This window comes from Streptomyces sp. NPDC055749 (genome assembly GCF_053617235.1).
In genome coordinates this window covers 38,089-56,062 of the sequence record NZ_JBSHFH010000037.1, presented here as the reverse complement: position 1 = coordinate 56,062, position 17,974 = coordinate 38,089, and the positions used below count along the sequence as shown (strand labels likewise).

General features: G+C 71.8%; 13 protein-coding genes. 3 read left to right on the top strand and 10 right to left on the bottom strand.

From position 1 onward, the window contains the following. Nucleotides 1–347: 347 nt before the first annotated feature. The 3 genes from ACWGO0_RS25295 (at nucleotide 348) to ACWGO0_RS25285 (ending at nucleotide 3,308) form a co-directional block, all read left to right on the top strand. Nucleotides 348–875 (top strand): hypothetical protein, encoded by a 528-nt coding sequence (locus tag ACWGO0_RS25295; RefSeq protein ID WP_453539317.1) that lies wholly within the window; start codon nucleotides 348–350, stop codon nucleotides 873–875. Nucleotides 876–953: 78 nt separating this feature from the next. Continuing rightward, entirely contained in the window at nucleotides 954–1,898 is a 945-nt protein-coding gene (locus ACWGO0_RS25290; RefSeq protein WP_453539314.1) for a hypothetical protein, read from the top strand. Nucleotides 1,899–1,928: 30 nt separating this feature from the next. Continuing rightward, on the top strand, nucleotides 1,929–3,308 hold the full coding sequence (locus ACWGO0_RS25285) for a hypothetical protein (protein ID WP_453539311.1): 1,380 nt from the start codon (nucleotides 1,929–1,931) through the stop codon (nucleotides 3,306–3,308). A 55-nt stretch (nucleotides 3,309–3,363) separates the two neighbouring features. Here the strand turns inward: ACWGO0_RS25285 and ACWGO0_RS25280 are convergent, their stop codons facing one another. The 10 genes from ACWGO0_RS25280 to ACWGO0_RS25235 form a co-directional block, all read right to left on the bottom strand. Next, entirely contained in the window at nucleotides 3,364–4,248 is an 885-nt protein-coding gene (locus ACWGO0_RS25280; protein WP_453539308.1) for a peptidoglycan-binding protein, read from the bottom strand. A 71-nt stretch (nucleotides 4,249–4,319) separates the two neighbouring features. Then, nucleotides 4,320–5,891: a DUF6519 domain-containing protein gene (locus ACWGO0_RS25275; protein ID WP_453539305.1), complete on the bottom strand. Its 1,572-nt coding sequence runs from the start codon at nucleotides 5,889–5,891 to the stop codon at nucleotides 4,320–4,322. Between the two features lie 87 nt (nucleotides 5,892–5,978). Beyond that, nucleotides 5,979–8,183: a hypothetical protein gene (locus tag ACWGO0_RS25270; protein ID WP_453539302.1), complete on the bottom strand. Its 2,205-nt coding sequence runs from the start codon at nucleotides 8,181–8,183 to the stop codon at nucleotides 5,979–5,981. Nucleotides 8,184–8,205: 22 nt separating this feature from the next. Then, nucleotides 8,206–11,979: a putative baseplate assembly protein gene (locus ACWGO0_RS25265; protein WP_453539299.1), complete on the bottom strand. Its 3,774-nt coding sequence runs from the start codon at nucleotides 11,977–11,979 to the stop codon at nucleotides 8,206–8,208. Then, the gene (locus ACWGO0_RS25260) at nucleotides 11,976–15,173 is read right to left on the bottom strand and encodes a putative baseplate assembly protein (protein ID WP_453539296.1); all 3,198 of its coding nucleotides are present in this window, start codon (nucleotides 15,171–15,173) and stop codon (nucleotides 11,976–11,978) included. The genes ACWGO0_RS25265 and ACWGO0_RS25260 overlap by 4 nt, the downstream gene beginning before the upstream one ends. After that, nucleotides 15,170–15,553 carry a GPW/gp25 family protein gene (locus tag ACWGO0_RS25255; RefSeq protein WP_453539293.1) on the bottom strand — a complete coding sequence of 128 codons (384 nt, stop codon included), beginning with the start codon at nucleotides 15,551–15,553 and terminating at the stop codon, nucleotides 15,170–15,172. The genes ACWGO0_RS25260 and ACWGO0_RS25255 overlap by 4 nt, the downstream gene beginning before the upstream one ends. Further along, the gene (locus ACWGO0_RS25250) at nucleotides 15,544–15,885 is read right to left on the bottom strand and encodes a hypothetical protein (RefSeq protein WP_453539290.1); all 342 of its coding nucleotides are present in this window, start codon (nucleotides 15,883–15,885) and stop codon (nucleotides 15,544–15,546) included. Before ACWGO0_RS25250 ends, ACWGO0_RS25255 begins: the two co-directional genes overlap by 10 nt. Before the next feature lie 24 nt (nucleotides 15,886–15,909). Beyond that, nucleotides 15,910–16,440: a phage baseplate assembly protein V gene (locus ACWGO0_RS25245; protein WP_453539287.1), complete on the bottom strand. Its 531-nt coding sequence runs from the start codon at nucleotides 16,438–16,440 to the stop codon at nucleotides 15,910–15,912. 27 nt (nucleotides 16,441–16,467) lie between these two features. Then, nucleotides 16,468–17,607 (bottom strand): hypothetical protein, encoded by a 1,140-nt coding sequence (locus ACWGO0_RS25240; protein ID WP_453539284.1) that lies wholly within the window; start codon nucleotides 17,605–17,607, stop codon nucleotides 16,468–16,470. Continuing rightward, nucleotides 17,600–17,974, bottom strand: coding sequence for a hypothetical protein (locus tag ACWGO0_RS25235; RefSeq protein WP_453539281.1), 375 nt, complete (start codon nucleotides 17,972–17,974; stop codon nucleotides 17,600–17,602). The genes ACWGO0_RS25240 and ACWGO0_RS25235 overlap by 8 nt, the downstream gene beginning before the upstream one ends.

Here is a 17,974-nt window from a genome sequence, read left to right as displayed (position 1 = left end):
GTGAGCGCCGGCGGCTCGCGGCGGGGTGCGACGGGCCAGTCGGGAGTAAGGCCGCAGGCGTCTGGAGCCTTGTTGCGAAAGGGACTTGGGCGCCACTACGCCGATGCGGTGAGCTTCCCTCCCGGGCCATGACTCCCGTGTGTCCCGGGCCCGGGAGCCCGCGGTTTATGTACTTTTTCCCTGCGCTTGATGATCTTGGCAGGGCCGTCCCCCGGCCCCGCCCCGCGCCCCTTTTCCCTTGCCGATCCCCCTGCCGACCGACGGCCCGCCCCCACGGGCCGCGCGTCCCGAAGGGCCCTCCCACGGGCCCGGCCGTCCCCCACCCCCCGATCGCCTGGAGTTCCCCCATGCGCATCCGTTCGCTGCCCACCCGCACCGCCCTGCTGGCCGCCGCCGCGTGTGCCGTCGCCGTCTTCCCACTGGCGGGCGCCGCCTCCGCGTACGGCGGAAGCCACTCCGTACAGGCTTCAACTGCCGTCCCCGCCGAGGAATGCAAGCCCGACGACCAGGAGTGCAAGGACCGCGAGACCAACGCGAACGAGTCCAAGGACATCGAGAAGGAGCAGAAGAAGACCCAGGAGGCTGCGACCCAGGCCGGCAAGGACATCGAGGCGGCCGAGAAGAAGCTGAAGGAGTGCCCGCCGGACTCCAGTTCCTGCATGGGGAAGCTGGCGGGCTCCGGCAAGGCCGAGAAGGACGGGATCGCGGACATGACGGCCACCCTCGGCTCGTTCAAGCCGGATCCATCGGACAACGCCTCTTCGGCCGTCGAGTCCACCTGCGCCGACTTCCCCGGGTCCCTGCCGGCCGGTGCCGCCGACGACGGTGCGGCGCCCTTCCCGGCCTCGCAGCTCTGCTCGCTGCTCGGTTCCTGAGCCTCCCCCGCTCTCCCGCTCCCCCACTTCCCCGCTCCCCCACTTCCCCGCTTTCCCACAGCCGGAAGGAATTCCGTCATGCCCAAGCGCGCCCTGCACCGCTCCACGCTGCTCCTCCCCCTGATCACCCTCGGCCTGATCGCCCCGCTCGCCCCCGCGATGGCCGGCACCGGCGCGGACAGCGTGCCCACCGCCCGTGCGTTCACCGCCGACAACCGGCCCGCGAAGATCAGTGACGTGCTGGAGTACTGCGAGAAGAACAAGTCCAGGAGCAACGCCTGCACGTTCACGATCGACCCGGCCAAGGGCCGTGAGTTCGCCACCGCTGTCAAGTCGCTGGGCAATGCGGTCGTCAATTGCACCGTGGACCCCATCGATGTAACGCGAACTGTGACATTGCGTACCAGCAGCACCGACAACATCGGCGGCGAGATCTCCGGCAGTGTCACCGCCACGGGCACCGTCTCCGCCACCGGCGAGGTCTCCACCTCGCTCGGCAACGACATCACCAGCAACCACAAGACGCCGAACCTCAAGGAAGGTCCCACCTCCGAGAACGGCACCAAGACCAGCGTCACCGCCGGGGCGAAGGCATCCGGCACGATGACCGCCGCCCTCGCGTTCCAGGCCGCCTTCAAGGCCACGTACTCCAAGTCCTGGACGGTCGACAACACCGAGGCCACCGCCTACAAGAGCACCGTCAAGCCGTACGACATGCTGGTGTTCGGAGCCAGTGCGGCGATGCGCCGGGTGGTCGGCAGCCTGGTCACCGACAAGGGCCAGAGGATCAGCAACATCGCGGTGGACAGCCCCTCGATGGTCAACAGCAGCACGTTCGTGGCGCAGACCTACCCGGTCCCCGACAGCCTCTGCGGTCGCAAGCGGCCCACGGGGAACACGGCGGGAGACGGTGACACCGGCCGTTCCGCGAAGCCCCAGTTGCGAGAGGTGCCCGCCCAGGGCCTCGTACCGCGCGGAGCCCTGCCCACGCACGAAGACGCCCTGCTGCCCGCCGAGCGCTGACCCCTGCCCCCTGTCCCCAGGAGCCCCGCCATGACTCTCCCTCTTCGCACGCTGGCCGCGCTCGGTATCGCCGGGCTCGCGCTGCCCGTCACACTCGGCGCCGCCCCCGCCGGTGCCGCGGCCCCGTCCCAGTCCGTCCCCGTCCTCAACAGCGACTTCGCCGAACCCGTCATGAAGGGGGACGGCCCCACCACCGTCGGTATCGACTTCTGGACCGGCACCAACCAGCGCTACTCACCGTCCGCTTCGGGCCGCACCGACAGCGCCCACGGCGTCGCACTCCAGAAGGACAACAACTCGCTGCACCAGCGGCTGCGCGGCGTACGCACGGGAGCCAAGGTCACGGTCAGTTACGAGGACAGCCCGGCCGTGTCCAAGGAGTGCGCCCCCGAACAGGTCGCCGACGGCCAGCCGTACACCGTGGAAGGCACCGGGGGCACGGTCCGCGAGGTCACCACCGCGGGCGACCCCGGCCGTACCAAGGGCAGGGCGGGGAACGGCCGTTGGACCGCCCGCAGCTACGAGTTCACCGCCACCGAGAACGAACCGCTGCTCACCTTCACCTCGAAGGTCACCGACTCCCGTACACATGTGACATGTTCACCGATGATCGCCAAGGTGCGCGCGGTGGAGGTGCCGCCCGATCTGGACAAACGGGTGTCCAGGATGAGCCTGGAGCGCTCGGAGGCGTACAAGGGCAACGAGCGCGAGAAGACCCTGCACAACGCCGCGGCCTCGTGCAACGGCGAGAACGCGTGCGTCTTCCGGCCCGACACCCGGATGTCGTTCCGCTACTACGGCTTGGCGCGGGTGATCGGCGAGGCGTTCGTCAACTGCACCCGCAACCCGCTGGAACACACCCGGGTCCTCAGTTACGCCGAGCGCACCCACGACAGCATCGCGCAGACCTATGTGGACGCGGGGCTCGCGCTCAACGAGGTGGCCAGGCTGCCCAGTACCGGGGAACGCGAGGAGGACAAGAAGCGCCTCAAGGAACGCCCGATGGCGACGCAGTTCGCCCTGGCCTACGAGAAGGGCTGGCAGCGGCCCTGGCAGTGGTTCTCCAGCGACCGGCGCGAGATCGAGGAGAAGATCCAGCCGGGCGAGGTGAGCTGGGTGGAGCTCCAGCCGAGCAGGGAACGGATCGAGGGCTGGTTCCACAGCAACAAGGAGGACTACCGGCTGCACGCCGTCATCGACGGCCCGTCCCGCGCGGTCCCGGACCGCATCCTCCAGCGGACCGGCCCGATGTCCGAGTCGGAGAAGCAGCGGTGCGCCGCCGCACGGCCGATGACCACCACCCCGGTGGGCGCGGACGCCCCGGCGGACTCCGCCGACAAGGGACTCCTGGAGATCCCGGCGCCGACGGCCCCGGGCGTGCGCGCGGTCCACGGCACTTCGGCGGACTGATCCCGGCCTACCGCCCCGAGGGGGTGGCCCCCTCGGGGCGGTAGACGTCGGCGGGTCAGACGTTGGGCACCTTGAGCTTGTCCCAGCTCGACTTGCCCGGGATGCCGTCGGCGTCGCTCCCCGCGAAGCCGAGCTTCCGCTGCCACGCGGCGTACGACTTGCGGTCGGCCTCCGACCAGTCCGGGCCCGGACCGACCTCGTACCGTCCGCAGCCCTCGGCCACCAGCCTCTTTCCCATCGCCGTGATGACGGGGCTGCGACGGCCTGCCCGGAAGAACGCGGCTCCGGGGAACGGCTCGTACGTCGCCGGGGGCTTCGGTGCGGGCGGCTTCGACGGGCCGTCGGGGCCGGCGCCGAGCCGTGCCTTGATCCGGCTGCGCATCGAGTCCATCGTGAACCCGCGCGGGTCGATCTTCCCCGGCTGCCACTCCTTGTGACCGATCACCGAGCGGTGAGTCCAGCCGTGTACCCGGCAGAGCGCGGCTGCCGCCTTCTCGATGGCTTCCAGCTGGGCGGCCGGCCACGGGTCCGTGCCGTTGCCGAGGTTGACGCACTCGAAGCCGTAGAAGGAACGGTTGCCGTCGGTGTTGGCCTCGTTGTCGGCGGGCAGCGCCGATTCGTTGATCACCGCGCGCAGGACGTCGTCGTCGCCGAGCCCGGCGTGATTGGTGCGGCCGTGGCCGACCAGGTGGACCGAGCCGTCCTTGGCGATCACCCCGTGGCACAGCGGGCCCGGCAGGCTCGAATGGCCGTTGTAGCAGATGTCCACGGAGTTCTGGGTACCCGAGGTCACAGTGTGATGGACCATTACACCGTGCACTGGCCCCCACGGACCCTTGTGGTTGCGGTTGTGCGTGCGCCAGCTCCGGTGCTCGACGACATGCAGACCTTCGTCCCGGAGGGCCTTGAGCAGTCTGTCGGCGGACAGAGGCGTTGCCATCGTGGTGTTCCTTTCCCAGTGATGCGGGTGATGCGGGTGATGCGGGTGATGCAGATGACGCGGGTGATGCGTCAGTTCTCGGGCTGTCCCTCGTCGTCCTGCCCCGCAGGACGCGGGACCGAACCGGCCGCGGCAGCCGCCTCCGCCGCCGTGGCCTCCGCCTCGGCCGCCGCCTCCGCCGCCAGCTCCTCCTCGTCGGCCGCGGGAATGACGGCGGCCAGCGGTGCGAACGTCATCCGCAGATCCGGGACCGTGGCCTCACCCAACACCCAGGCCAGGGGCGCGTAGTGGACGTCGATCCCCATCGGGGACCGCAGCAGCGGCCGACGGGCCGCGTCCGTCGGCCACTCGACGTCGCCCGTCGCCGTACGGGCCGGGACGGTCCAGAAGTCACCGGCCCGGTACGTCCTGCCCGGCTCGAAGTACACGAGCACACCGTCCTCCAGAGGAAGCCAGCCGCCTTCCTCGATCCGGACCGCGCCGCCTCGCAGTTTCGCGGCGGCCCGCTTCGTACGGCCGGAGCCGGTTCCGTGGCCGGAACCTGAGCGCTGGTCCCAGCGCCGCAGGAACGGGTGGAGTTCGGGGCGCCGCCCGACCGAGGGATCGGGCTCGTCCGAGAGCCGCACCCGCCGCCCCGGCAGGTCGATCTCCTCGATCCGCAGCAGAGGCAGCGGCTCACCCCTGCTGGTGTAGGCGGTGTCCACGAACTCCACCTGGTCACCGACGTTCAGATCCAGTTTGTCGTCGCTGCCCAGCGAGGCCAACTCCACCCAGGTTCCGTCGACTTCGTCGACCGAAAAGGTCACCGCACCGTTCTCCCGCGACCATTTGAAGGTGGCGTCCTTCGCCTGGCCGCCCTCATGGATCTCCACGCGGTACATCTGGTTCTCCGGGCCCCGGTACCGGGCGTCCGGCCTCACCAGGCAGGGGTCCTCGTCCGCCTGCTCCGGACGCAGGCTGCGCGCCGCCATCCGCGCGGTCGGCGCCTGCGCAGCCGTCCACCGCGCGAACGCCGCACGGACCTCGTCCTTGCTCGCCCCGTCCTCCAGCTCCAGCTCCGAGCCGGGCAGGGGCAGCACCTGCCACACGGTCTTGAGCCGGGCCGCCGTGTCGGGCATCGCCGACCCGAGCGCCACCTCGCGCAGCAGCGGGTCCTCGGCCGCGGTCACCGAGCGCTCCCACACCTTGAGGTAGGCCAGGTACGGGAATTGGGTGGGCAGCCGGTCGCCGGGGCGCTCCGCGTCCCGGTATCCGTCGGGCTGGTCCCAGTACGTCCAGGTCGCCGGGGCCGCGGCCGGTGCCTCGCCGCCCTCGGGGGCGGCGTCGGCGTCGTCATCGGCCGGGACGCCCGGCTCCGGGCGGGTCGCGTCCAGCAGGATGCCGTCCACGTAGTACCGGCCGCCGCCGATGGACAGATCGTCGAGCTCCCGGCCGCCGCCCACGAACGTCAGGCCGAAGCCGGTGGCGCCGCGCGGGCCGCCGTGCTGCCCGATGAGGTCGGCCGCGGTCGTGCGGGCCCGGAGCAGCTGGATGGCGGCCTGTTCGTTGGCATCGGCGTCGAGCTGGACCCGGCCCTGCTGTGCGATGACGGCCGAGTAGTGCCGGTCCGGCCGGAAGGTGATGCGGGAGATGTCTGCGTGCATGGGAAGGGGTCCCCCTTGGAAGTTCGGCAGTCGGAAGAAGTCGAGTTGGGTGCCAGGAATCCGGTGACGGGCATCAGGCGACGGGAGTCAGGTGACGCGGATGATCCCGGCGTCCGTACCGGCCGGGGTGTACTCGGCGAGCCGGGCCCGCAGGCTGTCCTCGCGCTGCGGTTCGTACAGGTCGTGGAAGACGCCCAGCTCGGAGCCGTCGTCGGCGCCCCGCCGGAGCTGCCACGGGCCGGCGTCGGCGAGCCGCCCGTACGCGGGTGTGCCGTACCGCTCGCTGCTCAGCAGCGGACGTACCGGCTGCGCCTCGTCCGTGCCCACGGGGCCGGGCAGGCAGCGGTGGCGGCGCGGGGTGCGGGAGCCGGGCGGCACGTACGAGTACCGCAGGCAGCCGATGCCGCGCCGGGCCACCCGCAGCTGCCCGGTGAAGATGCTGTTCTCGGCGATCTGCACCGCGTGGGTGTGGACCTCGCCGATGACCGTGGTGCGGTGGGCGTGCAGCACGGCGTGCGCGTGGCGGCAGTCCGGTGCGGAGAGCGCTGCCCGGTCGTGGCCGGTGGCGTCCAGGATGCTGTCGCGGATGTGGATCGGCAGCGGGTCGTGGCTCACCTCTTCACCGATCACCTCGATGGTGCCGAGGATGCTGCGGTCGATGGACACGCACGCGGTCGTGCGGTCCAGGACCAGGCTCGGCTCCTCGGGCGAGTGCGGGTCGCACTCCGGCTCCAGCGACCAGCCCGGTACGAGCGTGCAGTGGCGCAGCACGACCGCGCCGACGGGGCCGCTGACGTGGAGCCCGCGCCCGGTGATCAGCAGACCGTCCAGCACGATCCGGGGAGCATCGCCCTCACCGCCGTCACTGCCCGCACCGCCCTCACCGCTTTCCCGCGCCCGGATGTTGAGCGCGTCGGGCCGGTTGCTGTACCAGTCGAGCAGCCGGATCACCGGACGGCAGCCCTCGGCCGCACGCAGCTCAAGACGGTCGCCGCGGTCGAGGTCGAAGTCGAGCTGCTCCTGATAGGCGCCGCTGTGCGTGATCTCGATGACGCCCTCGGGACCGCAGTGCCCCGCGCGCCGGTCGGTGCACCACTGCTCGTACGCGTCCATGATCCGCTGGTGGCCCTCTCCCGGGCCCACCCGGTAGAGCCGTGCCGCGGGCGAGGTGACGCGCTCGCGCGGGTACTCGCCGCCGCCGGTGTCGTCGCCGAAGGCGTAGTGATACGTCACCCAGACCCCTTGCCGGGGCGCCGAGCGTGACCCGAAGGCGATCCGTCCCAGCACCGGGTCCACGGCCACCTGCCCGAGCTTGGGGCGGTAGCGCCAGTCCGTCAGGTCCGCGACGACGATGTCCGACATCGGCACCGGCTCGTCCTGGCCGTCGCGCCAGACCGTGAAGCTCTTGCCCGGCCCGTAGTAGTCCGCGAGCCGGTCGGCGAGCTGCCGCCTGGTGATGTACGCGGGCACGTTGTCGACGGTCGCGATGTGCGTGACCGACGGCTCCGGCACCGGCAGGGTCACGAGCGGACTGTCGTTGCCGAGGATCGAGAACGTGTACAGACTGCGGGCGCGGTCGATGCAATATGCCGGTGCACGTGTGACGTGGTACGGCTTCAGCCGCCACACGAACAGCCCGACGCCGGCCGGGGAATGGCCGCCCTGGCGGCGTACGGAACCGGCCCTGCGTACGTCCACGGAACGGGCCGTCGTATCGAACGGGCCGCCCGCCAGGTCGAGTTCCGCCCCTTCCCGTACGTCGGCCAGCCTGCCGCGTCCCAGCCTGCGTACGTCGTCGGGCGCCGCCCCCGTCCCGTACAGCTTGACCGGCTGCTGGTGGGAGACCAGCCGGGAGAACTCCACGGCCCTGGCCGGCCACCCGGCGACCTCCTGCGCCAGCTCCTCCAGCAGCGCGAGGGTGCCCTTGCGGCGGCGGTTCGCGACCGTCGCGGCGACATCGCGGCGCGGCGCGAGCGCCTCGGCGAGCCGCGCGCGGGCATCGCCGCCGCCCCCGCCGTCGCCCGTGCCTCCGCCGCCGAGACCGGTCGACTGGACGCGCTCGTACCCGGGAAGCGGGCGGTAGCCCACCAGGTCGCCGAGGTACGGCAGCACCCAGGGCGCGGCCGTCTCCACGAACAGGTCCTCGTAGCTCTGCTCGACACCGTCGCGCACCCGGTCGACCTGTTCGGCGATCACCGCGAGCAGTGCGCGCAGCGGCTCGCCTTCCTCGGCGTCCCGCAGCCGGTGCCACTGCGGGAGCAGCTCCGCGAGCCCGTCCGGTTCCCTGCTCATGCGAGGCTCCTTTCCTGGGTGTTCATCCGGTGACCTCCGTGAGAGTCAGCGTGTCCGGGACGTCCGGTGACAGCAGGGCGAGCTGGGCGGGCCGGATTCCGCGGAAGACGAACACCGCGCGGCCCTTCTCCAGGCGCCGGGTGTCGGTGATGTCCGGGTTGAGGCGCAGCAGTTCGGCGAGGGCGATGCCGTACCGGGCGGCGACGTCGGTGAGCGTCTCGCCCTCCGGTGCGGTCACGCGGTGCACGTCCTCGTCGTACGCGGCGAGCCGCGCCGGGACCGTCGTCCATGGCTCGGCGAGCGCGTCCGCGAGTCCGGGCAGATCGGCGGGCGTGAGGGATGCGGGTACTCCGCCGAAGACGTCCACGTCCACGTGGTCGACGCCGGGCACCGAGTGGGCCGTCGCGAGGACGTCCGAGAGGTGCGCCGGGGTGCCCAACTCGCGCCGGCTACTGCCGAACCGGGTCAACAGGGCCTGGCGCAGCCGGGGTTCGACCACCTGCCAGCTGTGGTCGCGGGCCACTTTCACCTTCGCCGCGAGCAGCAGCAGGACCAGTTCGCGGACCTGCACCCGTACCGGCAGCCGGGAGTCGCCGTAGCGGGCGAGCGAGGAGCGCAGTGCGGTGAGTACATCGGAGTCCTCGGCGATCGGGATGTCCTGCACCCCGGCGACCGTCACGTGCAGCATCCGCCGCCTGCCGTCGAAGATCTCACGGGCCGCCGCCCGGCCGATCCCGCCACGGGCACGGGCGAAGTCCTCGTAGTCCGCGACCGAAACGAGCCGGTCGAGAGCCGCCACGGCGAGCGGGATCGTGGACCGGGTCGCTCCGGGGCCGTCCGCGTCAGCGCCGCCCGTCGCGGGCTGCGGGTTGGTGACCCCGGTGACGCCCAGCGGCCGGGTGACCGCCTGGGTGATCCTGTCGGCCCGGACGTTGGCGGCCCGGCCGGTGCCGAAGCGGTAGCGGGCCCGGACGTTCTCGTGCCCGCCGGGCAGCCGGGCCCCGTGCACCCCGTCGCCGAAGGTCACCGTGGTCCGGTCGCCCGCCACTCCACTGACGTAGACCCGTTCGCGGGGCCCGTGCCCGGCGAGGCTGTCCACCTCGCGCCACAGCAGCCCGTCGACCCGTACTTCGAGGGTCGGGGTGGCCCCCAGCGGGTTGTCGGCGGGCAGCCAGGTCAGCGGTGACTGCCACAGGGCGAACGTCTGGTTGGTACGGTCCGGGTCGCCGCTGCCGATCGGCTCCTCCCGGCTCTCGCCGTGCGTGGCTCCCACGACGTTGCCCCGTACCCGTACGGTGGCCCGCCGGTAGCGGTGGACCAGGTCCGTCGTCAGGGTCAGCCTCGTGTGCACATGGTCGCCGGGAAGCAGCAGGTCGAGCACCTGCTCGACGCCCGCGATCGTCACCAGTTCGGCGGCCTGCGCCGCGGGGACGTCCGTGCGTTCCCCGGACACCATCAGCCGGCGGCCCGGGCGCAGCCCGTCGTACAGTTCGGCCAGTTCCAGTTCGTTGCCGTGCACGTCCTCGCCGAGCGGCTCGTCGGCAAGCCGCAGTGGCTGCCCGCCCGCGTGCACGGTCGCGTCCCGGACGGTGGAGAGCAGTACGTCGTGCTCGTCGAGCCAGGGGTCTGCGAGCGTCAGCTCCGTACCTCGGCCTGTGATGCCGAAGTCGGTGTACACGGCGGTGCGTACGGCGGTGACCCTGGTGGTGACGAACCCGAGTTTCCCGTCGCCCGGAATGCCGTCCGGTCCCTCGGCGCCCTTGCGGGGGCGCTCGATCGCGACCCAGCTGCCGACCGTGACCGAGTCCTGCACCGAGTCGAGCGCGATCACTTGGCGGTTGGCGGGCTCCGGCACCGTCGCGATGCCGATGACCACGTTCGCCGGTTCGCTGCCGACCGTGTACCGCACGGTCAACTCGTAGCCCTCGTGCCTGATCTGCTCGTGATCGCCGGGTGCGAGACGCCAGCTCCTGGGCTCTCCGTTGTGCACGGCGACATGGACCCGGCCGTCGTCCGCGGGCCGGGAGACGAACAGCGTCCGCTCGGGCAGCCCTTCGTGCAACTGGGCGGTGACACCCGGCTCTTGAGAGTCGGCGGGCCGCCGGTTCAGCCAGCTCAGGTCGTGGTCCTGGCCTGCCCTGGTCTTGATCGTGACCCGGCCGGGTCCGAGGTCGAACGTGGCCTCCGACGGCAGGATCTCCGACTGCTGGACCGATGATCCCGTCTCGGTGTGCTGGAACTCGGCACGCACCGGGACCTTGCCCGCGGTGTCGAACACCACCCTCATCGTCGTCAGTGCCGAGCCGGTCAGCGGCCAGTCCGCCTGCCTGATCACCCGTCCCCGTTCGTCCTGGACAGGCCGCAGCGGGGCCATCGCGCCGAACGGCGCCGTCGTCACCCGCAGCGCCTGCACCTCGTGCAGGAGCGGCGGCGTGGTGGGGGCGGACTGCCGCCACGCCGGATACATCCCGTCGGTGATCCGCGGGTCGAGCGCCGCCAGCAGCCGCGCCCCCAGGTCGGAGCCGGGAGCCGACAGGCGGTCCGCGCCGGCGTCCGCCGACACCGAACCGTCACGGGAGCCGGGCCGTACGACCTCGCTGCGCAGCGCGGGAAGCACCGCGCCGAGCGCCCGCAGCGCCGCGGAACCGGCGGGCGCGGCAGCTCTCAGTGCGTCGGGCGCGGGCCTGGAGGGCTCCAACTCGGCTGCCTGCGCGATTACTTCGCCAACCATGGCCTCCAACTGCTCGAACCAGGCGGCGACGTCCTCGTACGCTCCGGCGACGGCCTGCGCCTCGGCCAGCCGCTCGTGCGGTTCGGTCAGCCTGGCAGCGAGGCGGGCGGGCGAGGCAATGCCGTCCAGATCAGCCCGCAGCGGGGCGAGCACCTGGGCGTCGAAGTCCGCGATGAACCGGCTGACCGGACGCGGGTTGGGGTTGTCGGGGGCGGGTTCGCCGTCCTCGGCCGCACGGTCGTCCTCGGTGATCCACTCGCGCAGCAGTGCCACGAGTTCGGCCAGTGACGGCGGGGCGGACCGGTCGAGGCCGATCCCCGTCACGTCTTCCTCGCGGTCGGTACGGAGCCGGGCCACGGTGCGGAGCAGCCGCTGCCCCTTGTTGTCGCCGTCCCCCTGCTGCCCCTTGAAGACGAACAGCAGCCGGTCGCCGGTCTGGAGGCCGGTCGTGGTGCCCGCTACCTGGATCTCGGAGCGCCGGCTCAGGTCCTGCTCGGTCAGAGTCGAGGGCCTGCGCCGGCGCACCGCGAGTTCGTTCCATGCCGCGCGGGCCACGAGATCGGCATCCGTCTCGAAGACCTGCGATTCCTCCTGGGAGGTGAGCGGAACGCTGTTGCTGCGCGCCCCTCGCGGGATGACCACCTCCACGTCCGTGCCCCGCGGGTCCTGGTCCAGGGTGTACGCGAGATGGGTGTCGGCGGCGATGCCCGGCCTCGGGCGGTGCCCCACCAGGCGCCCGAGAAGCGCCAGTGAGCGGTACTCGTTCGCGGTGCGCAGATACGCCTCGTCCACGATCCGCTCGGAGTGGAACGTCAGCAGGTCGCCGACGACGGCCCACGAGTCGAGGAGGCCGATCGCCGGATCGTCCGGGGTGCGGACCGTCAGCCCGCGCAGCGCCGGATAGGCGGGCGAGGCGAGCCGGTCCGTCATGGCTGCCAGGAAGGAGCCGTAGTCCCCGACCCGGTAGTCGAGTGCCGTGCGCCCCGGCGGGTTGTACAGGGCCTCGGGGGCCCGGCGCTCGTCGTGTCCGCCGCAGCCGCAGCCGCAGTTGCCCGTTTCGCTCATCGGGTGCCTCCGGCGAGTTCGATGGTCAGCCGCCCGTTCTCGGGCCGGTCGGGGTCGTTGTCGCACCGTGCGATCTGGAGCGGGCCGATCGGCAGCACGCCTGCCTCCAGGGCTGTGTCGTCCCCGTCGTCCCCGTCATCCCCGTCGCCCCCGGCCGTGTCGTCGAAGAGCCGGCGCAGCCGGGTCACCGTCACGCTCTCCACCCCTTGTACGGCAGCCGCGGCGGCCACCAGCCGGCTGAGCCGCACCGGCTCGCCGAACACCAGGGCATCGGGATGGAAGAAGCCGAGCCGCCCGTCCGGCATTCGCCCACTGCCCAGCAGCCGGTACAGCTCGGCGAGGATCTGCCCGTGCTGATGGCCGGGGGTCGCACAGACCGACAGTGCAATGTCCAGCGGTACATTGCGCGCGGCGCCAACCACCAGGTCGTGTCCGATCCGTCGGTAGCTCTCCAGTGCGTACGCCACCGAGTCGAGGAGCTCGGGCGCCGGTTCGCCGGCCCCCAGCGTGTCGACGGCGACATGGGCCTCCTGCACACTGCCGGTCCAGCGGATCTCCGCCGCTGCCCGCTGCACCCCCGGCAGGGCGGAGGCCAGTGCGGCGTAGTCCTCGGCGGTCACCGCGCGGTGACGGGTGCGCTTCAGGTCGAGCGGGGCCAACTGCCGTACCTGCTCTATGGGTTCGGGCTCCGTTCCGCCGACGGCGGGCAGCGGATTGCGTACCCCCGCGACCGGGAGCGCCTCTCCGGCATCCTCGGTATCGGGATCGCGTCGCAGCACCAGATGGCCGACGGCCTCGGCGCCCACGTTGCCCGCCGTGCCGCCGCCGAGCCGGTAGTGCAGTTCGAGCCGGGCGCCGGGTCGCGGCCGGGCACCATGCCGACCGTCGCCGAACCGCAGCGCGACCCGCCCGTCGTCCTCCAGCTCACCGACGAGATGCCGGTCCCGGTGCCCACTGGCGAGCAGATCCCGCCGCGCGGTCCACGTCTCGTCGCCGTCCACGCCCGTCACCGCGGGCAGCGCGGCACGCGGGTCCTGGACCAGGGCGGCCGCCGGGCCCCGCAGCACCGGCTCGTCCGGATGCAGCCCGGTCGCGTAGCCGGGGCCCCAGCTGTGCGCGATCTCCCAGGCGATGCCCGCGTCCAGCACCGCTCCGGCGCGGGCCCGGGCGGTGAGCACGTGGAGCCTGCGCAGCTTCGGTGCCAGCAGCCGCTCGCTGCGGTGGAGGAGCTCGCGCAGCGCATGTACCGGGTGATGGTGCAATTTCACATGTTCCAGGGCACGTAACCCGAACAGCACCGTCAGCTCATCGATCTCCGCCTCGGTCAGCCCGTCGCAGTCACGGGCGCTGCGCCACAGCTCCACCAGCCGCTCCCGCACCCTCCCGGGCACGGCGGCCAGCCGGTCCGCCTGCCCGGCACAGACGTGCTCCGGCAGCGGGAAGGGCGCCGCCTGGACGACGGGTGACCGCTGTAGCACCGGCCGGAACCGGGGCCGGATTCCCGGGTACACCACCTGCGCGAGCAGCGTGGCCAGCGCCTCGGCCTGCTCGTACGCGGTGCCCGGCACGACCTTCTCGCGCCGTCGCCCCGCCAGCTCCAGGCCGAGACCGGCGCGCGTCAGCTGATCGTCGCCGACCTGCGTCGACAGCTCCCGTATCTGCTCGGCGGTGAGCAGCCGTCCGTGCCGGGTCTGTTCCAGACGTTCGCCCAGGAGGCGGGCCGTCGCGTTGCCCGCGTCGATGTCCCCGCACCCGAAGCCGGACGGCTCGCAGGAACCGAGCACGGCGGGCTCCGGGGGCACGACCACGGTCTCCGGCAGGGCCCCGCCGAACGTCAGCGACCTGCCGTGATCGACGAGGACCACATTGCCCCGCGCGACACTCACGTCCGCCACCGGTTCGCAGCCCGGCCCGCCGCGCGTCGTCAGACACACGGGGAACGCGAGCGCGTCCTCCCGGGCCCAGGTGACCTCCAGCACCGGCCGGCCGCACAACGTGTCCACGCCCGGGGTGACCGAGGTCAGGCGTACGGCCTGCCGGTGCGCGGGATCCGCGTCACCCGGCGTACCCGAACGTGCTCCGCGTACCTCCTCGAACAGCAGCAGATCGCCCGGCGCCAGGGCCAGCTCCCGTACCGTGCACTTCTTGTCGGTCCACTCGTCCCGCAAGGTCGCCGACATGGCGCCCTTCGGCAGGGCGCGCACCTCGCCGCCCCAGGTCCACAGGCGGATGGTGTTGTGCGCGGGGCGGAGCTCGGCCGGTTCGCCGGCCACCAACGGCTCGAACACCTCCACCGACCCGCGCTCGGCCAGCACCGCGAGATCGCGGTCCTCGATGACGGTGCCGATCTCGGGCCGGTCGCGCGGCCCCAGCGTACGGACGTCGACCGCGGCGAAACGGAACGTACCCGGCAGCAGCGTCAGCCGCTTCGTCACCTCGACGGTGACCAGGGCACGGGCATTGCACCCGTCGTGCATCGGATAGTCGATCAGCCGCACGTGCCGGCGCACCGACACCCGCCTGCGGGCGGTGTCCAGATACGCCTCGGTGGCCACCGCGTCCTGCTGGTAGCTGATCCGGTCCGCCATGTGTGCCAGCAGTTCGACGAGAGTGACGCCGAGGTCGGCGGGGTTGCGCTCGACCCAGTCGGGTGTGGTCAGCGCGAGCCGGTCCAGAATGAGCCGTCGGATGGAGTCGTAGTCGCGTGCCGTGTAGTCGATGACGGGCGCCTCGGTCCGGGGGCCGGGGTCACGGCCCGCCGAGTCGTCCGCGCAGTCGAAGGGCGTGGGGCAGTCGGGCCGGAACTCGAACTCCGCCCGGAAGTACCGATGATCGAAGCCGGGGAACGGGTCCGTACCCGGCCGCCCGTACGGATCGGTGTCCACGACCGAGAGCCGGTAGCGCGAGGTGTCCCCGGTGCGGTCGACCGTAACGAGCAGGCGGTCGTCGAGCTCCGGGTCCTCCTCCCGCTCCACGGTCACTTCGACCGCCTCGATGCCCGTGATCCGGCGGCCACCGTCGATCCGGATGTTCTCCGGGCACAGCCCGTGCGGCGCCTTGCCGAGGAACGTCACCGTCAGCGTCAGACCGTCGTCACCGGCCTCCACCGCGTCCACGCCGTCGAGCCGTGCCGCACGCACCTTGTCTCGCCTGCCGTCCGTACGGCAGACCAACTCCCCGCTGGGGCTGCTCATGCGGGCCCGCTCCCTTCGAACACCTCGTCGCGCCGGCTCCCGGTGGAGCGCACCACATAGCTCAGATACACCCGGACCACGTTCTCCTCGCTCACCACGTCCAGGGACTCCACGTCGATCAGCTCGCCCAGCCAGCGCTGCAGCGCGGCCTGCACCGACAGCTCCAGGGCCGAGGCCAGCTCGGGGCTGTTCGGTGTGAACACCAGGTCCAGCAGCCCGCAGCCGAAGTCGGGCCGCATCACCCGCTCGCCGGGGCTGGTGAACAGCAACTGCTCGACCAGATCGCGCACATGCTCGTCGTGCGCGGCGTGGGCCGTCCGCCCGCGCCGGTCGCTGCGGAACGGGAACGCGATGTCGCCGCGTACGGTCCTCATCGGCATGTCGCCCCCTGCTGCGTCGCGGTCACGACCGGCGGCCCCTGCGGTACGAGCGCCGAGCTGTAGCACTGCGCCCCGCTCGTGTGCAGCAGAACGGGCGCGCCGTCGACGAGCACCCCGCCCCCCTGCGGGCTCCACCGGACGGTGGTGCACGGGTGCGGCACCCCGTCGACGGTGTGCGGGCACCCGGTCACGGCGAAGGTGTCGGACGCGGTGTGCACGGGCAGCCCGTCGAGGCGCACGGCCGAGTGCGCCGAGGTGGCGGATGCCCGGCCGCCGTGCGGGCAGTGGAGGGTGGCGGCGGCGCTGACGATGGTCCCTGAGCGTGTGGACAAGAGTCCTCTCCCCGTTGTCTGTTGTTACTTCTTCTTGGCCACGATCAGCCGGCCGTCATTGACGTTGACCTCGCCGCCTGCCAGCACGATCGAGGCCCCCTGGCCGTTGGCGATCGTCACGCCCTTCTCGTCGACCTGGATGTACGCCCCCGTCGCGGCCTGGAGGCGGATGCCGTTCCCGCCGTCCGGCACGTCGCCCATGACGAACTTGTGCCGGTCGGAGGTCTGGATCACCACGTTCTGGTGCGCCGGGCCGCCGGTGAGCGCATCGGGTGGCACCTCGCTCCTGTCTCCGTACCAACACCCGGTCCAGACAGGGAAACTGACGTCCCCCTGCTCGAACTCCACCCACACCCCCGCCCCTTCGGCCGGCACCGCGTACTGCCCCGACTGCGGCCCCGTGAACGGCAGACACGGCAGGGCCCAGGTGGACGTCTCGTCCCCCAGGACGTCCGGCACCTTGACCGTCACCCGCCCGATCCTCAGCGGATCGTCGTTGCTCACCACCCGCCCCCGGAACTTGCCGAGAAACCGGTTGTTGGGCCCTGCAGCCATACGAAGCTCTCCTGGTTCTTGGGGGCGCTACGGCCGTACGGTGGCGCTCCGGGCGATGAGGCCCTCGCGCGAGAGCGTGAAGTTCTGCTGGTAGGAGCCCGGCCTGATGTTGTGGGTGACGGACTTGACGAAGTAGTCGCCGTCGTACGTCACCCCGGCGCCTCGCACCCCGACGAGCTCGCGCGACCGGAGGATGTAGCCGTGCCGGTTGACGTCAAGGGACCCGGAACCGGAGATGGCATCGGCCGACAGCGCGGCGCGTGCCAGCAGCTCCGCCTGGGCCTGCGCCGATTCCTTCTTGGCCGTGCCGGACAGCGTCCTGCGCTTGAGCGCGGGAGTGGCGCGGCGGCCCAGCGGCGGGCGCAGCGGCCCGATGTCGGGCTGCGGCAGGAGCCGGCTGTCCCGGGTGGCGGGGTCCTGCACACGCGCCTGCGGTTCCTCGCGGGCGGTCCCGTCGTACGCGAACGTCAGCTGGTCCACGGTGGAGTTGACGTCCATGTTGACGTTGAGCGCGTGCTGCCGCTGCCCGATCCGGGCCTCGGGGCCCCAGACGGCTGTGGAGTAGCCGGGGCGTGGCCCGGGTTCGAGATAGAACGTGTATCCGTTGGCCCGCGCCAGCTCGTTCACGTAACTCAGGTCGGTGCCCGACTGGTAGTCGACCCTCAGCCGCTCGCGCGGCGGCTGCTCGATCTGCTCCTGGAAGACGCGGGGTTCGATGCCGTAATCGGCATACTTGGCCAGGATGCGTGCGACGCGTCCGGCGGGACGCAGGTTGGGATACCGGTCGGTGCGCTCCTCGAGATCCATGAGGAGGGTGAGATCCTCGCCGGTCACCGTGAGGGTGGAGTGCCCCGGCTGATTGCTGGCGCCGACCTCCTGCCGCACGATGAGTCCGTCGAGCAGTACCCGGGCGGTGCCCTTCACGCTGACGCTGAGAATCACCCGGGTCTTCGGGTCGAAGAACCCTTCGGGTAACAGCCTCCGGGACAGCGCCCCCGTCTTGGTGAGGTCGAAAGCCATCTGGAATCCGCTGCGTTCGCCCGCGGTCGCCGTGATCTGCGCCGACAGCAGCGCCTCGGTGACCTCGGGCGGAACGGGCCGGGTCAGCCGCGAACCCGTCTGCAGGGTGATGTGGATGGGCCCGCCCCCCACGGGCTGGTCAGGCATACCGCGCCCCCGCCCCCGGGAAGCCCCCGGCGTGCGGGACGGCGATGGTGCGGCCCGCCTCTTCGGTCAGCTCGCGCGGGTCCAGCACTGGATTGGCATCGGCGATCTGCCACCACTGTCCCGGGTCCCCGAAGTACCGCTGGGCCAGCAGATCCGGCCGGTCGCCGCTGCTGACGGTGTGCGGTGCGCTCTCCTGTGCCGCTTCGTCCAGCGATGGCAGCAACCGCCGCTTGGCGTACCGCACTTCGGTCCCGTCGGGCATCCGGTGCACGCCGATCTCGGCGTCGTGGTACCGGCTGGAGCGGGGGTAGGGGTGGGCGCCGGGTATCGCGTCCAGCGCGTTCTCGTACGCTTCGATGTCGGCCAT